17 protein-coding genes and 1 pseudogene are annotated in these 20,177 nt (G+C 47.4%); 12 read left to right on the forward strand and 6 right to left on the reverse strand.

The genetic code is table 11. The features are described from left to right. From BEI65_RS27175 to gndA, 12 genes and pseudogenes are all read left to right on the forward strand, one after another. Positions 1 to 274 (forward strand): annotated as a pseudogene (locus BEI65_RS27175) (UDP-glucose 4-epimerase); the annotation flags it as partial. A 636-nt stretch (positions 275 to 910) separates the two neighbouring features. Next, positions 911 to 2,323 carry a mannose-1-phosphate guanylyltransferase/mannose-6-phosphate isomerase gene (locus BEI65_RS15785; RefSeq protein WP_099064143.1) on the forward strand — a complete coding sequence of 471 codons (1,413 nt, stop codon included), beginning with the start codon at positions 911 to 913 and terminating at the stop codon, positions 2,321 to 2,323. A gap of 15 nt (positions 2,324 to 2,338) precedes the next feature. Further along, the gene (cpsG, locus tag BEI65_RS15790) at positions 2,339 to 3,712 is read left to right on the forward strand and encodes a phosphomannomutase CpsG (RefSeq protein WP_099064144.1); all 1,374 of its coding nucleotides are present in this window, start codon (positions 2,339 to 2,341) and stop codon (positions 3,710 to 3,712) included. A 2-nt stretch (positions 3,713 to 3,714) separates the two neighbouring features. Further along, positions 3,715 to 4,509: an ABC transporter permease gene (locus BEI65_RS15795; protein WP_198404454.1), complete on the forward strand. Its 795-nt coding sequence runs from the start codon at positions 3,715 to 3,717 to the stop codon at positions 4,507 to 4,509. Further along, positions 4,509 to 5,738 (forward strand): ABC transporter ATP-binding protein, encoded by a 1,230-nt coding sequence (locus BEI65_RS15800; protein ID WP_099064145.1) that lies wholly within the window; start codon positions 4,509 to 4,511, stop codon positions 5,736 to 5,738. The genes BEI65_RS15795 and BEI65_RS15800 overlap by 1 nt, the downstream gene beginning before the upstream one ends. Beyond that, on the forward strand, positions 5,728 to 6,972 hold the full coding sequence (locus BEI65_RS15805) for a bifunctional 2-polyprenyl-6-hydroxyphenol methylase/3-demethylubiquinol 3-O-methyltransferase UbiG (RefSeq protein WP_099064146.1): 1,245 nt from the start codon (positions 5,728 to 5,730) through the stop codon (positions 6,970 to 6,972). The genes BEI65_RS15800 and BEI65_RS15805 overlap by 11 nt, the downstream gene beginning before the upstream one ends. Before the next feature lie 11 nt (positions 6,973 to 6,983). Next, positions 6,984 to 9,491 (forward strand): glycosyltransferase family 1 protein, encoded by a 2,508-nt coding sequence (locus BEI65_RS15810; protein WP_099064147.1) that lies wholly within the window; start codon positions 6,984 to 6,986, stop codon positions 9,489 to 9,491. Beyond that, positions 9,491 to 10,528, forward strand: coding sequence for a GDP-mannose 4,6-dehydratase (gmd, locus tag BEI65_RS15815; protein WP_099064148.1), 1,038 nt, complete (start codon positions 9,491 to 9,493; stop codon positions 10,526 to 10,528). The genes BEI65_RS15810 and gmd overlap by 1 nt, the downstream gene beginning before the upstream one ends. After that, on the forward strand, positions 10,528 to 11,421 hold the full coding sequence (locus tag BEI65_RS15820) for an NAD-dependent epimerase/dehydratase family protein (RefSeq protein WP_099064149.1): 894 nt from the start codon (positions 10,528 to 10,530) through the stop codon (positions 11,419 to 11,421). The genes gmd and BEI65_RS15820 overlap by 1 nt, the downstream gene beginning before the upstream one ends. Positions 11,422 to 11,423: 2 nt before the next feature. Then, positions 11,424 to 12,557: a glycosyltransferase family 1 protein gene (locus tag BEI65_RS15825; RefSeq protein WP_099064150.1), complete on the forward strand. Its 1,134-nt coding sequence runs from the start codon at positions 11,424 to 11,426 to the stop codon at positions 12,555 to 12,557. Between the two features lie 8 nt (positions 12,558 to 12,565). Further along, a complete protein-coding gene (locus BEI65_RS15830; protein WP_099064151.1) occupies positions 12,566 to 13,681 on the forward strand; it encodes a glycosyltransferase family 4 protein in 1,116 nt (371 codons plus the stop codon). A gap of 170 nt (positions 13,682 to 13,851) precedes the next feature. After that, positions 13,852 to 15,258: an NADP-dependent phosphogluconate dehydrogenase gene (gene gndA / locus BEI65_RS15835; RefSeq protein WP_085115982.1), complete on the forward strand. Its 1,407-nt coding sequence runs from the start codon at positions 13,852 to 13,854 to the stop codon at positions 15,256 to 15,258. 74 nt (positions 15,259 to 15,332) lie between these two features. Here the strand turns inward: gndA and hisIE are convergent, their stop codons facing one another. The 6 genes from hisIE to hisC are packed head-to-tail and all read right to left on the reverse strand — an operon-like array spanning position 15,333 to position 20,169. Beyond that, positions 15,333 to 15,947 carry a bifunctional phosphoribosyl-AMP cyclohydrolase/phosphoribosyl-ATP diphosphatase HisIE gene (hisIE, locus tag BEI65_RS15840; protein ID WP_099064152.1) on the reverse strand — a complete coding sequence of 205 codons (615 nt, stop codon included), beginning with the start codon at positions 15,945 to 15,947 and terminating at the stop codon, positions 15,333 to 15,335. Then, positions 15,941 to 16,717, reverse strand: a complete 777-nt coding sequence (hisF, locus tag BEI65_RS15845) for an imidazole glycerol phosphate synthase subunit HisF (RefSeq protein ID WP_085115985.1) — start codon at positions 16,715 to 16,717, stop codon at positions 15,941 to 15,943. Before hisF ends, hisIE begins: the two co-directional genes overlap by 7 nt. Next, positions 16,699 to 17,436 (reverse strand): 1-(5-phosphoribosyl)-5-[(5-phosphoribosylamino)methylideneamino]imidazole-4-carboxamide isomerase, encoded by a 738-nt coding sequence (gene hisA, locus BEI65_RS15850; protein ID WP_099064153.1) that lies wholly within the window; start codon positions 17,434 to 17,436, stop codon positions 16,699 to 16,701. The genes hisF and hisA overlap by 19 nt, the downstream gene beginning before the upstream one ends. Before the next feature lie 5 nt (positions 17,437 to 17,441). Continuing rightward, positions 17,442 to 18,032 carry an imidazole glycerol phosphate synthase subunit HisH gene (gene hisH / locus BEI65_RS15855; protein WP_099064154.1) on the reverse strand — a complete coding sequence of 197 codons (591 nt, stop codon included), beginning with the start codon at positions 18,030 to 18,032 and terminating at the stop codon, positions 17,442 to 17,444. Further along, positions 18,032 to 19,099: a bifunctional histidinol-phosphatase/imidazoleglycerol-phosphate dehydratase HisB gene (gene hisB, locus BEI65_RS15860; protein WP_099064155.1), complete on the reverse strand. Its 1,068-nt coding sequence runs from the start codon at positions 19,097 to 19,099 to the stop codon at positions 18,032 to 18,034. Before hisB ends, hisH begins: the two co-directional genes overlap by 1 nt. Continuing rightward, entirely contained in the window at positions 19,096 to 20,169 is a 1,074-nt protein-coding gene (hisC, locus tag BEI65_RS15865) for a histidinol-phosphate transaminase (RefSeq protein ID WP_099064195.1), read from the reverse strand. The genes hisB and hisC overlap by 4 nt, the downstream gene beginning before the upstream one ends. Between the last annotated feature and the right edge of the window lie 8 nt (positions 20,170 to 20,177).

Below are 20,177 nucleotides of genomic sequence, written 5' to 3' on the forward strand. Positions count from 1 at the left end.
TCATCTGAAGAAAATAGAGGGTTTCAAAGCATACAATCTGGGAGCTGGGGTAGGGCATTCGGTATTGGCAATGGTACAAGCTTTTGAAAAAGCATCCGGTGTAAAAATACCGTATCAGATTTTGCCGCGCCGTGATGGAGATCTACCAGCTTTCTGGGCTGATGCGAACCTTGCTCGTAAGGAGCTGGGTTGGGAAGTGCGGCGTGGTATCGATGAAATGATGCGCGATACCTGGAATTGGCAAAGGAATAATCCACAAGGATACGCTAAGTAGTTCTTTTTTAGTCTAATTGACTCTTCCCCTCACATGACCACGGTCCGCTTGGTGCAGAGCGTGGTCATCGTCCTAAGATATATCCTGATTTGTGAACCCGCCTGTAATTATAAGTAAACTAACTGTTTGATAGGTATGGAACTTGTTGACATGAATTTTATTCTGCCGGTTTAATGAGCGTTCATTTTCAGATAAGGCTGAAAGAACGGATAATCTACAGGTGTTTTGATAGGTAAGGTGATAGCATACGCAACAAAAATATTGCGCTGCTATCCTGTCTATCCTATCAGGATGACAACGGTATGACATATAGAGCCATGCTGGTAGTTGTCCCACTGTCATTATGTGATAGAGCGTATAAAACTTGCCTTAATATCAGTCTATTGGTAGCTGTTGAGCCAAGGGCGGTAGCGTATTTTTTGTTAGCAGCTGGAGAGCTAAATGCTCTTGAATAACAGGATGAATTGTTCTCATTTGCAAGTGTTGCAACTGCATTATTTGTGACGGGGGCACCCTGACGGCACTCAGCCAACGGTATGGAAGACGTAGAAAGTGCGGCAACTTAACCTGTTTTGTATGCTTAAGTTATTGCATTTATGGGGCTATTATATAGCTAAGTGTTATAAAGGATAAAAAATGTTACTACCAGTAATTATGGCAGGCGGCACAGGTAGCCGTCTCTGGCCGATGTCCCGCGAACTTCATCCTAAACAGTTTTTGCGTCTGCATAGCCTGCATTCGATGTTGCAGGAAACGTTAAAACGCCTTGATGGGATCGAGGTTAGTGAACCTGTCGTAATCTGTAACGAAGATCACCGCTTTATGGTGGCTGAACAACTACGTCAAATTGACATGTTGTCTCATAACATCATTCTGGAGCCGATTGGCCGCAATACTGCACCGGCTATCGCCCTGGCGGCTTTGAATGCCGTTGCTCAGGGACATGACCCTATCATGCTGGTGTTGGCAGCTGACCATATCATAAAAGACGTCGGAACCTTCCATAGCGCGATTGAAGCGGCAATGCCTTATGCTGCTGATCAAAGTCTTGTTACCTTTGGTATTGTGCCAACCGCGCCGGAAACAGGCTATGGTTATATCCAGCGTGGTGAGCGTTCTGGTGAAAATTCACCGGCATCCAGCGTAAAACGTTTTGTTGAGAAACCTGACCTTGCGACGGCACAGAATTATGTGGACTCAGGCGAATACTTCTGGAATAGCGGCATGTTTATGTTCCGCGCCAAACGTTACCTGGAGGAGTTGGAGAAGTTTTGTCCAGATATTCTGGATGCCTGCCGTCTCTCCCTGAATGATACTGAATGCGACAAGAACTTTATCAACGTTAATCGTGATGCGTTTTCCAATTGCCCAGATGAGTCAGTCGACTATGCAGTGATGGAAAAGACCCTTGATGCCGTTATGATTCCGCTGGATGCCGGCTGGAGTGATGTAGGTTCGTGGTCTGCATTATGGGAAGTCAGCCAAAAGGATGGGGCGGGCAATGCGTTAACCGGGGATACTTTCCTGCATAACACCCATGATTGTTATATCAATACCGATGAAAAATTGGTTGCTGCCGTCGGTGTCGATAATCTGGTGATTGTTAACACCAAAGACGCCGTATTGGTGGTTGATAAATCGAAAGTTCAGGATGTCAAAAAAGTTGTTGAGCATCTGAAAAAACATAAGCGCACCGAATACAGAAGACACCGTGAGGTTTACCGCCCATGGGGTATTTGCGACATTCTGGTGGATGAAAAACGCTTTAATGTGAACCGCATTACCGTAAACCCAGGCGAAGCGTTTTCTTTGCAGATGCACCATCACCGCACAGAGCATTGGGTGGTGCTTGCTGGTACGGCAAAAGTGACAACCGGAGATAAAACTTTCCTGCTGACTGAGAATCAGTCCACATTTATTCCTATCGGTGTCGTTCACCGTTTAGAGAACCCAGGGAATATTCCGTTGGAGCTGATTGAGGTACAAGCCGGTTCTTATTTAGGTGATGATGACATTATCCGCATTAAAGATCATTACGGTCGTTGCTAAATTTCTGAGGTTTTAATGAGTAGCTTAACCTGTTTTAAAGCATATGATATTCGCGGTCAACTTGGTGAAGAGTTGAACGAAGATATTGCCTACCGCATTGGCCGGGCTTATGGTGAATACCTTAAACCGCAGCGTGTTATTGTCGGCGGTGACGTACGCTTGACCAGCGAAGCCCTCAAATTGGCGCTGGCTAATGGGTTGCAGGATGCTGGTGCGGATGTCTATGACATTGGCATGAGTGGAACAGAAGAAGTCTATTTTGCCACTTTTCATCTGGGTATGGACGGAGGTATCGAAGTGACCGCCAGTCATAATCCCATGAACTACAATGGTATGAAACTAGTTCGTGCAAATGCACAACCCGTGAGTGGGGATACCGGTCTGTTGGCAATTAAACAACTGGCTGAAGAAAACTCATTCCCTTCTGTTGTGGAAAACGAACGCGGCAGCTATCAGAAAATATCAGTCCTGAACGAGTATGTTGATCACCTGCTGGGTTACATTGACACTGCGACATTGAAACCGATGAAGCTGGTCATTAACTCTGGTAATGGCGCGGCAGGGCACGTTATTGATGAAATTGAGCGCCGTTTTAAACTCGAAAACATTCCTGTATCCTTTGTAAAAGTGCACCATCAACCAGATGGAAACTTCCCGAATGGTATCCCCAATCCATTATTACCTGAATGCCGCGCTGATACGGCAAAAGCTGTGCTCGAGCATCAGGCCGATATGGGGATTGCTTTCGATGGGGACTTTGACCGTTGTTTCCTGTTTGATGAGAAAGCCAATTTTATCGAAGGCTATTATATTGTCGGGCTGCTGGCCGAAGCATTCTTGCAAACCAACCCAGGCTCAAAAATTATCCACGACCCACGGCTGTCTTGGAATACCATCGATATTGTTACCCAGGCTGGTGGCATCCCGGTAATGTCCAAAACCGGTCATGCGTTCATTAAAGAACGGATGCGTAAAGAAGATGCCATTTATGGCGGCGAAATGAGTGCCCACCATTATTTCCGCGATTTCTCCTATTGTGACAGTGGTATGATCCCATGGCTGCTTGTGGCGAGCTTGCTTTCCGCGAAAGGTAAAGCATTGAGCCAACTGGTTGAGGCTCGGATACAGGCTTACCCGGCGTCAGGTGAGATTAACCGTAAACTGGCGGATGCAACTCAGAAAATAAAAAACATTAGGGCTATCTATGAACCTGAGGCCTTAAGGGTTGATCTGACCGACGGGATCAGTATTGAATATTCTGACTGGCGATTCAACTTACGTACGTCAAATACTGAACCGGTAGTTCGTTTGAACGTAGAGTCGAAAGGTGATGTCGAGTTGATGCAAATAAAGACACAAGAAATTCTTAAATTACTAGGTGGGGAATAACAATGAAAGAGATGTTATTAGCCATCTATAGATATCGTGGTTTCATTTTCGGTAGTGTAAAGCGTGAGTTTCAAGCGCGTTACAAAACTAGTATGTTGGGCGCTACCTGGTTAATTTTACAGCCACTATCAATGATTCTGGTTTATACCTTGGTATTTTCCCAAGTCATGAAAGCGAGGCTCCCAGGTGAGGGAGGAGCATATGCATACAGTATTTATTTATGTGTGGGGATTATTACCTGGGGGTTGTTTGCGGAGATTGTGGGTCGAGGGCAGAATATATTCATTGAAAGTGCTGGGTTAATAAAAAAACTAAATTTCCCACGAATTTGCTTGCCAATAATTGTCACGCTATCGGCGATTTTGAATTTTGTAATAATTTTCGCTATTTTTATTATTTTCCTTATGATAAGTGGTAATTTTCATCTTTACTCAATTATTGAAATATTTCCGTTGATTATCATAGAGGTTGCGTTTGCTGTTGGATTAGGCATTAGCCTTGGTGTTATTAATGTTTTCTTCCGCGATGTAGGTCAATTTGTTGGTGTGTTGCTCCAGTTCTGGTTTTGGTTTACACCTATTGTTTATGTGATGAGTACGCTACCACTATGGGCTCAAGGTATTTTGAAATATAACCCAATGGCTACGCTGGTTGACAATTATCAAAAGATTATAATACATCAAGCTAAGGTGAATTGGATAGATGTTTTCCCCGTTGGTATTGCCGCGTTATTACTCTGTTTACTTGGTGTCTTTTTATTTAAAAAGCATGCTGCAGATATGGTGGACGAACTATAATGGGACATATTCTGGTAAATAACGTCGGGAAAGCATACAAAAAATATAGTTCACGCTTTGGTCGGTTGATTGAGTGGGTATCTCCATTTAATACTACTAAACACTCAAAAATATGGGTTCTTAAAGATATTAGTTTTAAAGTAAATCCTGGTGAGGCAGTAGGGATTATCGGAATTAATGGTGCAGGTAAAAGCACTCTACTAAAATTGATTACTGGTACGATTCAACCAACAATTGGCAGTGTTTCTTTGACTGGGCGTGTCGCAGCATTGTTAGAGTTGGGAATGGGATTCCATCCTGATTTCACAGGTAGGCAAAATGTTTATATGTCAGGTCAATTATTAGGGCTTACTACTGCTGATATCGAACGACTAATGCCTGACATTGAAGATTTTGCAGAGATCGGAGAATATATAGATCAACCTGTCCGAGTCTACTCCAGTGGTATGCAAATGCGATTAGCGTTTAGTGTTGCTACAGCCGTCAGACCAGATATCTTGATTGTAGATGAAGCATTATCGGTTGGAGATGCCTATTTTCAACATAAAAGTTTTGATCGCATAAGGAAGTATCGCTTAGAGGGTACTACATTGCTACTGGTTTCTCATGACAAGGCAGCAATTCAATCCATCTGCGATCGTGCAATATTGCTAAATGCGGGCAAGATTGAGATGGAAGGTCAGCCTGAAGCCATTATGGATTGTTATAATGCTTTACTTGCTGAGAAAGCTAGTGTTAACACGTTACGACAAGAAAAAAGTCAAGACGGAAAGATAAAAACTGTTTCGGGTAGTGGTGATGCCAGAGTCATTGATATTTCGCTACATAATAGTTCAGGGAAGAGAACTGAGATAGTGAGTATTGGTGAGCCAGTTAAGTTGAAAGTGAAAGTGAAAATAGAGAAATATATACCTGAGTTAGTGCTCGGTTATATGATAAAGGACCGTTTAGGGCAAGCTGTTTTTGGGACGAATACCTATCATCTTGGTAATACGCTATCAAATTTAAACATAGGGCAAGAGGTTTTGTTTGGTTTTGATTTCCCAATGAATATTGGCGAGGGGACTTACTCTGTTGCTGTAGCTCTTCATGATCGCGATACACATGTCAATAATAACTACGAATGGCGTGATCTTGCTTTAGTCTTTAATGTGTTAAATAGTGATAAACCTGTCTCTGTCGGTGTGTCGTGGCTACCGACGTCGGTGGAGGTTAGTTATGAAAGATAGTTTTTATAGTGCTTTTGAAAATAAGTACCGCGGCTCAAGAGAGCTTATAAAATCACGTTTACAAGTTTACATTCCTTTTATCTCTAAACTATTAAATTTATACCCACAAGCTAAAGTAATCGACCTGGGATGTGGGCGAGGAGAATGGCTGGAAGTCGTCAAAGAATTGGGTTTTGATGGAAAAGGTGTCGACCTCGATGAGGGGATGCTGAATTATTGCCGCGAGAATGGTTTAATCACCGAAAAGAAAGGTGCTTTAGATATCTTAGGCGAGTTACCTGATAATTCAGTTGCTGTTGTGTCATCATTTCACTTAGTCGAGCATATTGGTTTCGATAGCGTCAAAAAACTGGTTGAAGAATCACTTCGTGTCTTAGTTCCTGGCGGGCTATTAATCATGGAGACGCCTAATCCAGAAAATATTATTGTTTCGACAAATAATTTTCATCTTGACCCTACACATGACAAGCCTATACCTAGTCAGTTACTTAGTTTTCTGACTATATATTTTGGTTTTGCAAAAACGAAAGTCTTGCGTTTGCAAGAGGATAAATGTATAGAAAATAAAGATAACATTGAGCTTATTGATGTTTTTAAAGAAGTCAGTCCAGACTACAGTGTTATTGCCCAAAAACAGGCGGATGAAGAGTTTCTCAATGAGTTCATTGACGTATTTTCTGCCGAATATGGAATGTCGTTAGATACACTTGCCGGAAAATTTAGTGCTCAGTTAAACGAACGTTTCAGAGCAATAGATACTATTAGCATGAAAATAGATGCTCTAAAGTATGATGTTTCATCTGGTTTTGAAAGTGAAGTTAAGATATTAAAAGAGCGAATTATTAATTGTGAGTTGGAGTTAGAGCAAGAACGGAAAATGTTGCAATTGGTTTATGCAAGTAGCTCTTGGCGCATTACGGCACCATTACGTTTTTGTAGTCGTATATTGCAGAAAGCCTTTCTAAAAAATAGTGATAAATATTCACTAAGTAAGCTTTTGTTAAGGCAATGTCTAAAGAATATAATTGATTTCCTTAGTGAAAATCCCAAGCTTCGTTCTAACTTATTGGCATTTTTACGAAAGATAAAAATGTATGATAAACTTCGTGCTCTCTACCAGAGACTTAGGATCACACCTGCTAGTATCAACAGTTCATCTATAATTAACGACGATCTACTAAATGTTAAGTTATCTAATTATGGTAAAAGTATTCTTGCCAAACTAAATAAATAAGAATGTGAGTTATGAGAATATTAATAGATATGCAAGCTTGCCAATCATCATCTAAATATCGTGGTGTTGGGCGATACTGTTTGGAACTGGTAAAGGAAGTTATTCGTTTAGATAATAATAATGAATATATCATCATGTTAAACGGTGCTTTAGGCTTTGTCGATGATGTGAAATCACGCTTCGAAAACTTACTACCGGCCAATAATATTTATACATGGAATCAGTTTAGCAATGCTTCATACTTTTGTGGTGATGAAAAAGAAGTGTTTGTTTCTGAAGTTATTCGTGAAGCCTTGATTAGAGATATCGCTGCTGACCTTGTTTTTCTTCCGAATTTACAAGAAGGCTGGGATGATTCCTCCGTTGTATCAATTGGACGCTTATTTGGGGCCGAGCCAGTTTCTTATATCTCTACTCTACATGATGTGATACCGCTAATTTATGAAAATGAATATTTAGATAAAGATAATCCCATTCGGCCATGGTATCTAGAGAAGATAAAATATCTCTCTATGTCTCAACAAGTTATCACTGTCTCTGAATCATCAAAATCGGATATTGTAAGGCAGTTAAAAATTGATAATATTCAGGTTGTCCCAAATGGGATCGATGCTGGAACTTTCACTTCAATCTCGGATGAGCAACAACTGCCATTATTACGCCGATTTAATATACCACAAAAATTCTTGCTCTATACGGGCGGTATGAATCCGCATAAAAACCTTGACAATCTGTATAAGGCTTATGCGCGTCTTCCTGGTGGAGTGAGAGATGACTATTTACTGGTCATTGCAGGGAAAATACCTAGTTCAATTGGTAATATTAAATCAACATTAGAAGCGTTAGGCATAGTAGATCGAGTAATATTTACGGATTATGTTTCTGATCAGGAGTTAGTTGCTTTATATAGCGCATGTGCACTTTTTGTTTTCCCTTCTTATCAAGAGGGGTTTGGTATACCTCCATTAGAAGCAATGGCTGCAGGGGCAGTGGTCATTGCTAGTGATATTCCTGTCATGCGTGAAGTCATAGGCCAAGATATTGATGCCTTCTTTATAGCATTAGATCCAGACTCTATTTCAAAGAAAGTCGTTTATGCATTGAATAATAATGATTTCCGAAGTTCGTTTAAACTACATGCGGTTAAACGTGTCGAAATGTTTAGTTGGGAGAATAGTGCGAAAAAATTAATCGCGGTATTCAATTCTATTCCATTGGAAGATACGATAAAGTCAAAGACGTCTTCGTTAGACTTGGTTGTTGAAACTATAAACAAATCAAAATTTTCATTCGCAAAGAATGAAATGAATAAAATTGCGAAGTTGCTTTGTGAAAACTTCCCTCCTTGTGATCGTGAGCCGATGATCTATATAGACATCAGTTCAATGGTTCATAACGATTTTAAAACTGGAATTCAGAGAGTCGTTAGAGCATTGTCTAATGAGCTCACTAAGCGCTTTGATAACATTGAATTTATCTATTCGTATGCTAATCATTTGAATTTTTGGCGAGCTAGGGTAGAAGATAATATTTTTAGTTGCACCGAAAATGATGAAATTATAGATTTTTACCGAGGCGATAAGATACTTTTTTTGGATCTGCACCCTGCACTAGCAATATCCCATAGGATGATTAACGCACATTTAAGAGCTATGGGTGTTGAGATACATTATGTCATTTATGATCTAATTCCAATTTTGAAACCGGAAGCATTTGTTGCCGAGTTATCTAATGAGTTTATTGGTTGGGCGAAGTCAACAAGTTATGCCGATGGTGTGATTTGTATTTCCAAAGCTGTGGCTGACGAGTATCTTTCATGGCTGGCTAAAAATAAACCTGATCGTTATACGAAATTAAACGTCGGGTATTTCCATTTAGGAGCGGATATTAGTAATAGTTCACCGACAATAGGACGGCCTGATAATGCTGACTCCGTTATTTCTGAGTTAAAGCCACGGTTGAATTTTATTATGGTCGGTACATTAGAACCACGAAAAGGTCATATGCAAATGCTCAAGTCGTTTGAGCTATTATGGCGATCTGGTTATGATGTTAATTTGTTAATTGTTGGTAAGAAGGGGTGGTTATCTGATGAGCTTACGGATACGATTTGCCAGCATGAACGTTTGAACAAAAATCTATACTGGTTCAATGGTATATCTGATGAGTATCTGGAGGAAATTTACCAGGTGTCAAACTGTTTGATTGCAGCATCGGAGGCAGAAGGTTTTGGCCTGCCTTTAATTGAGGCTGCTAGACATAACCTCTCTATTATTGCTAGAGACATTCCCGTATTCAGAGAGGTTGCAGAAGATAATGCATTTTATTTTTCTGGTACTGATGCCGAGATTCAATCGAATGAAATCAAACGGTGGATCTCTTTATGGGAAGTTGGGGAGCATCCTCGTTCCGAAAAAATGAGCTGTCTCACCTGGAAAGAGAGCTCAGAGCAATTTTTAACGTGTTTTATTGATAATAATTGGTATCGTGTTTGTGATTTTTCTGAAGGAAAATTTTGATGACTAAGATTGCAGTAATTACTGGCATCACTGGCCAAGACGGCGCTTATCTTGCAGAACTGCTGTTAGAAAAAGGCTATGTGGTTCATGGAACCTATCGTCGTACAAGTTCTGTCAATTTCTGGCGTATTGAAGAATTGGGTATTGATAAGCACCCAAATCTGAATTTGGTTGAATACGATTTGACCGATCTTTCCGCCAGCATTCGTCTGCTGCAGCAAACCGGCACCACTGAAGTGTACAATCTGGCAGCGCAGAGTTTTGTTGGCGTTTCTTTCGAGCAGCCAATTACCACTGCTGAGATCACTGGCCTTGGGCCGGTAAACCTGCTGGAAGCGATTCGTATTGTTAATCCGAAAATTCGTTTCTATCAGGCATCAACGTCTGAAATGTTTGGTTTGGTACAAGCGGTACCGCAAAAAGAAGATACTCCATTCTACCCACGTAGCCCTTACGGCGTAGCAAAGTTGTATGCCCACTGGATGACGATTAACTATCGCGAAAGCTACGGCATTTTTGCTTCCAGCGGTATTTTGTTCAACCACGAGTCGCCTCTGCGTGGCCGTGAGTTTGTTACTCGTAAAATTACTGACTCGGTTGCCAAAATCAAATTGGGCCAACTGGATGTGCTTGAGCTGGGTAACATGGACGCGAAACGTGACTGGGGTTTTGCCAAGGAATATGTGGAAGGGATGTGGCGGATGCTTCAAGCCGAGCAACCGGATACCTTCGTGCTGGCAACCAACCGTACCGAAACCGTACGTGACTTCGTCTCCATGGCCTTTAAGGCTGCGGGCTTTACTCTGCGCTTTGAAGGTAAGGAAGAGCAGGAAGTGGGTATCGATGTTGCGACAGGCAAAACACTGGTTCGCGTTAACCCGAAATTCTACCGTCCTTCTGAGGTTGAGCTACTGATTGGCAACCCTGAACGTGCTAAAGAAATTTTAGGTTGGGAACCAAAAACCACGCTGGAACAGTTATGCCAGATGATGGTTGAACAAGACATTCGTCGTAATCAGAACGGGTTCTCATTCTGATGTTTGGCGCCGGCAAACGTGCCTTGATCACGGGCATTAATGGGTTTACCGGGCGCTATGTGGCAGCGGAGTTATCCGCTGCCGGATATCGGGTGTTTGGATTGGGGTCATTGCCCTCAACTCAAGAGGATTACCGACAGGTTAATCTGTTGAATGCGGATGAGCTGGCGGAGGTTATCGCACAGATTAAACCTGATGTTGTGGTTCATCTGGCTGCTATTGCCTTTGTTGGACACGGTGATGTAAGCGCATTTTATAACGTCAACGTTATAGGCACTCGCAATTTGCTGCAGGCGCTTTATGACTGTGCTAGACCGCTGGATGCCGTTTTGATTGCCAGTAGCGCCAATATTTATGGTAACAGCGTTGAAGGCAAACTGGACGAAAGCATGCTGGCAAATCCGGCAAATGACTATGCGGTCAGTAAATTGGCTATGGAATATATGGCTAAGTTATGGGTAGATAAATTACCGATATTGATTACCAGGCCCTTTAATTATACCGGTGTCGGTCAGGCTGATAATTTCTTGCTACCGAAAATTGTTAAGCACTATAAAGAGGGTGCTGCAATCATCGAATTGGGGAATATCGATGTTTGGCGTGATTTCACCGATGTCCGTGCTTTAAGCAAAGCCTATGTGGCTTTACTCCAGGCTAAGCCTGTTGGAGAAACTATCAACGTTTGCTCTGGCAGAACCTACTCTTTGCGTGAAGCTGTCGCGCTGTGTGAAAAGATCTCTGGCCACACTTTGGAGATTCGTGTGAATCCTGCTTTTGTTCGTCCGAACGAAGTTAAAAGCCTGTGTGGGGATGCATCAAAATTGCGAACCGTCATCGGTGAGTGGGATACACCACCTCTGGAGGAGACGTTGCGCTGGATGTTGGAAAACTGAGAATGAAAGTTATACTGGGTACTGACCCGATTAAATACCCTTTAACCGGGATTGGTCGATATACCTATGAGTTAGCCAACTGTTTGAAAGAAAGCTCAGAGATATCTGAGCTTTTATTTCTTCAAGGGCGGCACCTAAGCCAGCAGATCCCCACGGCAAGAGAAACCGTCTCTTCAACTCAGGGGTTACGTCGCCAGGTACAAAAAAGCCGTGTGGCCTCTGAACTTTATCGCTTGACCGCGCCGTGGTTAAAAACACATGTGCTAAGAAAACACCCTGATGCGATATACCACGGTCCAAATTTTTATTTGCCGCCTAATGTTGAGCGCTGCGTGGTGACATTCCACGACAATTCGGTTTTCACCTTACCGCAATGCCATCCGCCAGAACGTGTTCGCTTTATGCAAAAAGAATTGTTGCTGACGATTAAGCGAGCAAAGATTTTAATCACGGACTCTGAATTTACACGCCTTGAGTTAGCCGAATACTTCGGTCTTCCCCTGAACCGGGTTTATGCGGCTCAGTTGGCCAGCGGCGGGGAGTTTTATCCACGTGAATCCGAAGAGATCTCGCGTGTTTTAGCTCCTCTCGGTTTAAAAACAAATCAGTACTGTTTATTCACTGGCTCTATCGAACCGCGTAAAAATATAGCAACGCTTCTGGATGCCTACGAACGCTTGCCCCTTGCTTTGCGTCTGGATGTCCCGTTGGTTATCAGCGGGTTTAAGGGGTGGAGCAGCGAAGAATTACATCAACGTTTTGAGCGTGGTGAGAAGGCTGGATGGCTGCGTTATCTTGGATACACCAAATCAGCCGATTTACCTTTCCTGTTCGCCGGAGCCCGCAGTTTCCTATTCCCATCGCTATATGAAGGGTTCGGGCTACCGGTGCTGGAAGCAATGGCGTCCGGAGTCCCTGTTGTATGCTCAGACAGCGCCTCACTACCCGAAGTGGTCGGCGATAGTGCCTTGATGTGTGCGGCGAAGGATGTTGAAACGCTCACTGAGCTGTTTCGAAAAAGCATTGAAGATGAGATCTGGCGCGAAGAAGCCAGGATAAAGGGTTTAAATCGAGCAAAACATTTTTCTTGGCAACGTTGTGCGCAAGAAACCATTCTCGCTTACCAGCAGGTTTGATATTTTTCATGTTGAAAGTTCTGCATTTTTATAAGACATACTACCCAGATTCCTTTGGTGGCATAGAGCAGGTCATTTTTCAATTAAGTGAAGCCGGCGCATGTCACCAGATTGAGTCGACAACATTGTCATTGAGCACCCGAGGTGACATTGATAATGAACGTGTAGGTATGCACACAGCGTACTACGCAGCTACCAACTTTGAAGTTGCATCCACACCTTTTTCGGTGAGTGCAATAAGCAAATTTAAGGCACTGGCAGCGCAGGCAGACATCATTCATTATCATTTCCCGTATCCATTTATGGATTTGGTGCACTTTATTGCCGGTGTTAAAAAGCCTACGGTAGTTAGTTACCACTCAGATATTGTTAAGCAAAAGCTGGCGCTGAAAATGTACACGCCGCTGATGAACCAGTTTTTGAGTTCAGTCGACTGTATCGTTGCGGCTTCGCCTAACTACGTGGAAACCAGCCCGGTACTGCAAAAATATCTGCCTAAGGTGAAAGTCATTCCTTATGGGCTGGATAAAAAGTCTTATCCGGTTGCTGATGAGGCCCATTTGGACCGCTGGCGCCAACAAGTTGGCGATCGCTTCTTCCTGTTTGTCGGGGCATTTCGTTATTACAAAGGTCTGCATATTTTACTGGAGGCGATTCAGCACACCGATTTTCCTTTGGTCATTATTGGTGCCGGCCCAATCGAAGCCGAACTTAAACAGCAGGCGCAGGATTTGGGGTTGAAAAACATTCATTTCCTCGGGGCTTTGCCAGATGAAGATAAGGCCGCGTTGTTAGAGCTCTGCTACAGCGTGGTGTTCCCATCTCATCTGCGTTCTGAAGCCTTTGGCATTACGCTACTCGAAGGTGCTATGTATGGTAAGGCACTGATATCTAGCGAAATTGGTACGGGAACGACTTACATCAATATTGATCAGGAAACCGGCCTCGTCGTGCCACCGTCCGATCCGTACGCGCTGCGAGCGGCGATGACAACACTGTGGCAAGATCCGGAGCTGGCTCAGCGATATGGCGATAATGCGGCCAAACGTTTCCAGGCGCTGTTCACCTCAAAACGCATGGCGGAAAGCTATATTGAACTTTATCAGCAACTGATAAATAAGTGATTGTAAAATAATCACATTATGGGTTACTGATGTCTAAGGAAGTGCAAAAGTGTGACCTATCGCACCAATCACTACCCACGCGGTTCAATCCTGAGTTAACATGTGTGCCACATCACAAAACCTGTTGGCTAAAGTTGTTAACAGGGTCATCCTCAGACAGGAGTTCCTCAATGTCCAAGCAACAAATCGGCGTTGTCGGCATGGCGGTAATGGGCCGCAATCTGGCACTGAACATCGAAAGCCGTGGTTACACCGTTTCGATCTTTAACCGTTCAGGCGACAAAACCGACGAAGTTATTGCAGAGAATCCGGGTAAAAACCTGGTGCCGCACTACACCGTTGAAGAGTTTGTTGAATCTCTGGAAAAACCACGCCGCATTTTGCTGATGGTGAAAGCGGGCGAAGCGACTGACAAGACCATTGCTTCCCTGACTCCGCATCTGGATAAAGGTGACATTCTGATCGACGGTGGTAACACCTACTATCAGGACACCATCCGTCGTAACCGCGAACTGTCTGACCAAGGTTTCAACTTCATCGGCACTGGCGTTTCCGGTGGTGAAGAGGGCGCATTGAAAGGCCCTTCAATCATGCCTGGTGGCCAGAAAGAAGCTTATGAGCTGGTGGCGCCAATCCTGAAAAAAATCGCTGCGGTAGCGGAAGGCGAGCCTTGCGTGACCTATATCGGTGCTGATGGTGCCGGTCACTACGTGAAGATGGTGCACAACGGCATCGAGTACGGCGACATGCAGCTGATTGCAGAAGCTTACTCCCTGTTGAAGCAGGCGCTGAACCTGAGCAACGAACAGCTGGCTGAAACCTTCGCCGAGTGGAACAAGGGCGAACTGAACAGCTACCTGATCGACATCACCAAAGATATCTTCACCAAGAAAGATGAAGAAGGTACCTACCTGGTTGACGTGATCCTGGACGAAGCAGCCAACAAAGGCACCGGCAAATGGACCAGCCAGAGCTCTCTGGATCTGGGCGAGCCACTGTCGTTGATCACCGAGTCGGTGTTCGCGCGTTATCTGTCCTCACTGAAAGACCAGCGTGTTGCCGCGTCTAAAGTGCTGACCGGTCCTAAAGCGACTCCAGTGAGCGGTGACAAAGCTGAATTCATTGAGAAAGTGCGTCGTGCACTGTACCTGGGTAAAATCGTTTCCTATGCACAGGGCTTCTCTCAGCTGAAAGCGGCTTCCAAAGAAAACAACTGGGATCTGCACTACGGCGATATCGCCAAGATCTTCCGTGCCGGCTGTATCATTCGCGCTCAGTTCCTGCAGAAAATCACCGACGCTTACGCACACGACGCAGATATTGCCAACCTGTTGCTGGCGCCATACTTCAAGCAGATTGCTGATGAATACCAGCAGGCGCTGCGTGATGTGGTGTCCTACGCGGTGCAAAACGGCATCCCTACGCCGACCTTCTCTGCGGCGATTGCCTACTACGACAGCTACCGTTCAGCGGTTCTGCCTGCCAACCTGATCCAGGCGCAGCGCGACTACTTCGGTGCTCACACTTACAAACGTATCGATAAAGAAGGCGTATTCCATACCGAATGGATGGAATAACCCCAACGTTTGAAGTATAAAAAAAGCCGCCGAGGTTTACGCCCGGCGGCTTTTTTATTGCCTGTAAAACAGGGTTATTTCTGGTGCCGTTCGCGCAGCCGGCCAATCACTTTGCTCAAGTCCAAATCCTGATCCTGCAGCAACACCAACAGGTGATAAATCAGATCAGAAGCTTCGTTGGTCAACTCTTCGCGATCGTTCACCGTGGCGGCCAGGGCGGTTTCCACGCCTTCTTCACCGACTTTCTGTGCGATACGCTTGGTGCCACTGGCGTACAGGCTGGCGGTGTAAGAGCTGTCGGGGCTGGCCGTCTTGCGTTCCGCCAGCAGTTGTTCCAACTGATACAGAAAACCCCAATCGCTGCTGGCCGGGTGGAAGCAGCTGGTGTTACCCAGGTGGCAAGTCGGGCCGATTGGATTGGCCAGAATCAACAGCGTGTCGTTGTCGCAGTCCGGGGTGATGCTAACCACGTTAAGGAAGTGGCCAGAACTTTCGCCCTTGGTCCACAGGCGCTGTTTGGTGCGTGAGAAAAAGGTGACCTTGCCGCTCTGTTCGGTGACGGCCAGCGCTTCCTGGTTCATATAGCCGAGCATCAGCACTTCGCCGGAGACGGCGTGCTGGACGATCACCGGCAGCAGGTGGTCAGTTTTTTCCCAGTCGAGCTGGTTTCTTTGCTGTTCTGTTAACACAGGCGGATCTCCACACCTTGTTCGGACAAGAACCTTTTCAGGTCGCCGATATTAATGATTTGCTTGTGGAACACCGAAGCGGCCAGCGCGCCATCGACGTCCGCATCGCGGAACGCCTCCAGGAAGTGTTCCATGGTGCCCGCGCCGCCGGAGGCGATCAATGGTACCTTGCACACTTCACGCACTCGCTGCAGTTGCTCCAGATCGTAACCGTTGCGTACGCCGTCCTGATTCATCATGTTCAGCACAATTTCGCCGGCGCCGCGCGTTTGCACTTCTTTCACCCAATCCAGGGTTTCCCACTGGGTGACTCGGGTGCGGCTTTCGTCTCCGGTGTACTGGTTAACATGATATTTGCCGGTTTCACTGTCGAACCAGGTATCAATGCCGACCACAATACACTGCACGCCAAAGCGATCCGCCAGGCGGCTAATCAGCGTAGGGTCGGCCAGCGCCGGGGAGTTGATGGAAATTTTGTCGGCGCCGAAAGAGAGGATCTGGCTGGCGTCTTCCGGGCTTTTAATCCCACCGGCGACGCAGAAGGGGATGTCGATCACCTCTGCCACGCGCGATACCCAGCTTTTATCTACCACCCGACCATCGCTTGACGCGGTGATATCGTAAAACACCAGTTCGTCTGCGCCTTCCTGTGCATAGCGCTGTGCCAGCGGCACGATATCGCCGATAATCTCATGGTTGCGGAACTGCACGCCTTTCACTACCTGCCCGTCTTTAACATCCAGGCACGGGATTATCCGTTTTGCCAGCATGCGATCGCCTCCTCAACGCTAAACTTACCTTCCAGCAGGGCACGCCCCACAATCACACCTTCAACGCCACTGCCGCGCAACTGGGCGATATCATCCAGATTGCCGATGCCGCCAGACGCCTGGAAGGCGATCTGCGGATAGCGTTGGCTGATTTCCTGATACAGCGCCACGTTGGAACCGGCCAGCGTGCCGTCACGGGAAATGTCGGTGCACAGCACGTGTTTCAGGCCATAAGGCAGGAATTGCTCCACCACCTGTTCCAGCGTAGCGTCCGAGTTTTCTTGCCAACCACTGATGGCCACACGCTTGGTGCCGTCCACATCAATGCGCACGTCCAGCGCCAGCACCATGGCATCGGCGCCGTAGCGTTCGAACCAGCCCTGTACCAACTGCGGCTGTTTTACCGCGGTGGAGCCGATCACCACGCGGGTCGCACCGGCCTCCAGCAGGGCAACAACGTCTTGCTCATTGCGAATGCCGCCACCGACCTGGACCGGCACGTTAACTCCCGCCAGCAGCTTGCGCAGCAGGGGGATCTGGCGCGCGGTGGGGTCTTTGGCACCGGTCAGATCGACCAGGTGCAATACCTGAGCACCCTGTTGCTGATAGTCCTGCAGGCGCAGCAGCGGATCGTTGCCGTAGTCGCGCTGCTGGCCGTAATCGCCCTGATGCAAACGCACCACGGTGCCGTCGATCAAATCCAAAGCTGGAATAATCATGCTGCCTACATCTCCAGAAAGTTTTTCAACAGTTGCGCACCGGCCGCGCCAGATCGCTCTGGATGAAACTGCACGCCGAAGAAATTGTCTTTTTGCACGGCGGCGGTGAAGGGCTCGCCGTAGTTCGCCTGGGCGATGGTGCTTGGGCATATCGGCATCGCATAGCTGTGAACGAAGTAGAAGTAGGCACCGTCCTCGATGCCGCGGAACAGGTGATGACCCGCCTGGGCAGACACCTGATTCCAGCCCATGTGCGGCAACGGCAGGCCGAAGTCGGTCATCTGGGTTACCGGGGTATCAATAATGCCCAGCGTGTCGATGCCGCCGTTCTCTTCACTGCTCTTGGCCAACAACTGCATACCGAGGCAAATCCCCAGCACCGGCTGGGTACAGGCCTTGATCAGCTCAATCAGCTCACGCTGTTGCAACTGGTCCATCGCCGCCTGCGCGGTGCCAACGCCCGGCAGGAACAGCTTGTCGGCGCGCAGGACGATCTCCGGGTCACGGCTTACCTCCGGCTGATAGCCCAGACGCTGCACCGCGTAGGTGACAGAGGCGAGGTTGGCGCAGCCGGTGTCCAGAATCACCACGTCCATCACAGCACTCCTTTCGAGCTCGGGAGGGTGTTGCCCTCAACGCGGATCGCCTGGCGCAGCGTGCGGCCAAACACTTTGAACAGGCTTTCGACACGGTGGTGGTCGTTTTTGCCCTTGGTTTTCAGGTGCAGGGTGCAGCCCATGGTGTAGGACAGCGAACGGAAGAAGTGCTCGACCATTTCGGTGCTCAGATCGCCGACGCGTTGATAGTTGAATTCTGCTTTATATTCCAGGTGCGGACGGCCGGAGATATCCAGTGCGCAGCGTGCCAGGCACTCGTCCATCGGCAGCACAAAGCCGAAGCGTGCGATGCCGCGTTTGTCGCCGAGCGCCTTGTTCAGCGCTTCGCCCAGTGCCAGGCCAGTGTCTTCCACCGTGTGGTGATCGTCGATATACAGATCGCCTTTCACGTTGATGTCCATGCGGAAGCCGCCGTGGGTGGCGATCTGATCCAGCATGTGATCGAAGAAGCCCACGCCGGTCTTGATCTTGCTGCCGCCTTCGCGATCCAGCCAGACGTTGACGTCGATCTGCGTTTCTTTGGTCACGCGGTTAACCTGGGCATGGCGATCGCGCTGGGTCAGTTGGCGCGTAATTTCTTTCCAGCCCAGGGTGTCGCGCTGATAGCGCAGCCCCTTAATGCCCATGTTATCCGCCAGTTGCACATCGGTCGGACGATCGCCGATCACGTAACTGTGAACGGTATCCATCACGCCGGGCTCCAGATAGCCTTTGACCAGTGCGGTCTTCGGCTTGCGGCAGTCGCAGTTGTCCGCCGGCAGGTGCGGGCAGATCAGGATATCTTCAAAGTGGATGCCCTGAGAACTGAGGATCTGCATCATCAGGTCGTGCGGCGGATCGAAGGTTTCCTGCGGGAAACTGGCGGTGCCGAGGCCATCCTGATTGGTGATCATCACCAGTTGATAACCCGCCTGCTGCAAACTCAGCAGGCAAGGGATCACGTCCGGCTCCAGCGCCAGCTTATCCAGGCGATCGACCTGGAAGTCTTCCGGCGGTTCAGCAATCAGCGTGCCGTCACGGTCAATAAAGAGGAATTTCTGGCTCACATTGGCTCCTGGCGAGTCTCGGTTGCACCGGGCAGGGCAGACAGCGCGTCAACCACGCGCTGGCATTCGTCACGGGTGCCTATGGTGATGCGCAGGCAGCCGGACAACCCAGGTTGTTTATTTTGGTCTCTTAAGATAATGCCCTGATCCCATAAGGTTTTAAACACATTACTGGAAGCAGTGAATCGTGCCAGCAGGTAATTGCTGTCACTGGTGAAAACCTGTTCAACGCAGGCACAGTTTTGCAGCGCCTGCTGCAACCAACTGCGGTTGGCGGCAATCTCGGTAACCCGTTGACGCATCATGCGGATCCCTTCGGTGCTGAGCGCCTGAGCGGCGATATCGGCGACCGGGGTGGACAGCGGATAAGGGGCGATCACCTTCAGCAGCAGGGCGATCAGTTCTTCGTTACCGAGGGTAAAACCACAGCGCAGTCCGGCCAGCGCAAAGGCTTTGGACAGGGTGCGCAGCACCGCCAGATGCGGGTAGTCGTTCAGCCATCCAGCTACGCTTGCCTGCGGGCAGAATTCGATATAGGCCTCGTCAACCACGACGATCGCCTTGCCTTTGGCCATTTCCAGCACGGCGCGCAGATCGTTGGCATCGATCAGGTTGCCGGTCGGGTTGTTGGGGCTGCAGACGTAAATCAGCTTCACGTTGTCCAGGCTGTCGGCGATGGCCGGTAAATCCAACTGCCAGTCCTGTTTGGCCGCCACGGTACGGCGCTCCACGCCAAAGGTTTCTGCGCTGACGGCATACATGCCGTAGGTCGGCGGGCAGAACAGGATGGCGTCTTTGCCTGGCTCACAGAATGCGCGGATCAGCAGTTCGATTCCTTCGTCCGCACCGCGGCTGACCAGTACCTGCTCCTTCTTAACCCCGGCGTAATCGGCGTAGCGTTCGATCACCAGCGCCGGCTGGCACTCCGGGTAACGGTTAAAGGTTTGAGCGGTCAGTTGGAACTCGGGGGCAATCGGGTATTCGTTGGCGTTTAGCCACACGTCGCCGTTGCCGCCCAGACGGCGTGCCGACTGATAAGGGGTCAGATCGCGAACGTTGGTGCGTGCCAGATTTTCAA

This window comes from Serratia sp. BW106 (assembly GCF_002607755.1).
Classification (GTDB): Bacteria; Pseudomonadota; Gammaproteobacteria; order Enterobacterales; family Enterobacteriaceae; genus Serratia; species Serratia proteamaculans.

Excerpts from the sequence above, each read along its gene's own strand:
- BEI65_RS15785 (WP_099064143.1), top strand. The coding sequence starts at position 911 with ATGTTACTACCAGTAATTATGGCAGGCGGCACAGGTAGCCGTCTCTGG.
- cpsG (WP_099064144.1), top strand. The coding sequence starts at position 2,339 with ATGAGTAGCTTAACCTGTTTTAAAGCATATGATATTCGCGGTCAACTT.
- BEI65_RS15795 (WP_198404454.1), top strand. The coding sequence starts at position 3,715 with ATGAAAGAGATGTTATTAGCCATCTATAGATATCGTGGTTTCATTTTC.
- BEI65_RS15800 (WP_099064145.1), top strand. The coding sequence starts at position 4,509 with ATGGGACATATTCTGGTAAATAACGTCGGGAAAGCATACAAAAAATAT.
- BEI65_RS15805 (WP_099064146.1), top strand. The coding sequence starts at position 5,728 with ATGAAAGATAGTTTTTATAGTGCTTTTGAAAATAAGTACCGCGGCTCA.
- BEI65_RS15810 (WP_099064147.1), top strand. The coding sequence starts at position 6,984 with ATGAGAATATTAATAGATATGCAAGCTTGCCAATCATCATCTAAATAT.
- gmd (WP_099064148.1), top strand. The coding sequence starts at position 9,491 with ATGACTAAGATTGCAGTAATTACTGGCATCACTGGCCAAGACGGCGCT.
- BEI65_RS15820 (WP_099064149.1), top strand. The coding sequence starts at position 10,528 with ATGTTTGGCGCCGGCAAACGTGCCTTGATCACGGGCATTAATGGGTTT.
- BEI65_RS15825 (WP_099064150.1), top strand. The coding sequence starts at position 11,424 with ATGAAAGTTATACTGGGTACTGACCCGATTAAATACCCTTTAACCGGG.
- BEI65_RS15830 (WP_099064151.1), top strand. The coding sequence starts at position 12,566 with ATGTTGAAAGTTCTGCATTTTTATAAGACATACTACCCAGATTCCTTT.
- gndA (WP_085115982.1), top strand. The coding sequence starts at position 13,852 with ATGTCCAAGCAACAAATCGGCGTTGTCGGCATGGCGGTAATGGGCCGC.
- hisF (WP_085115985.1), bottom strand. The coding sequence starts at position 16,717 with ATGCTGGCAAAACGGATAATCCCGTGCCTGGATGTTAAAGACGGGCAG.
- hisA (WP_099064153.1), bottom strand. The coding sequence starts at position 17,436 with ATGATTATTCCAGCTTTGGATTTGATCGACGGCACCGTGGTGCGTTTG.
- hisH (WP_099064154.1), bottom strand. The coding sequence starts at position 18,032 with ATGGACGTGGTGATTCTGGACACCGGCTGCGCCAACCTCGCCTCTGTC.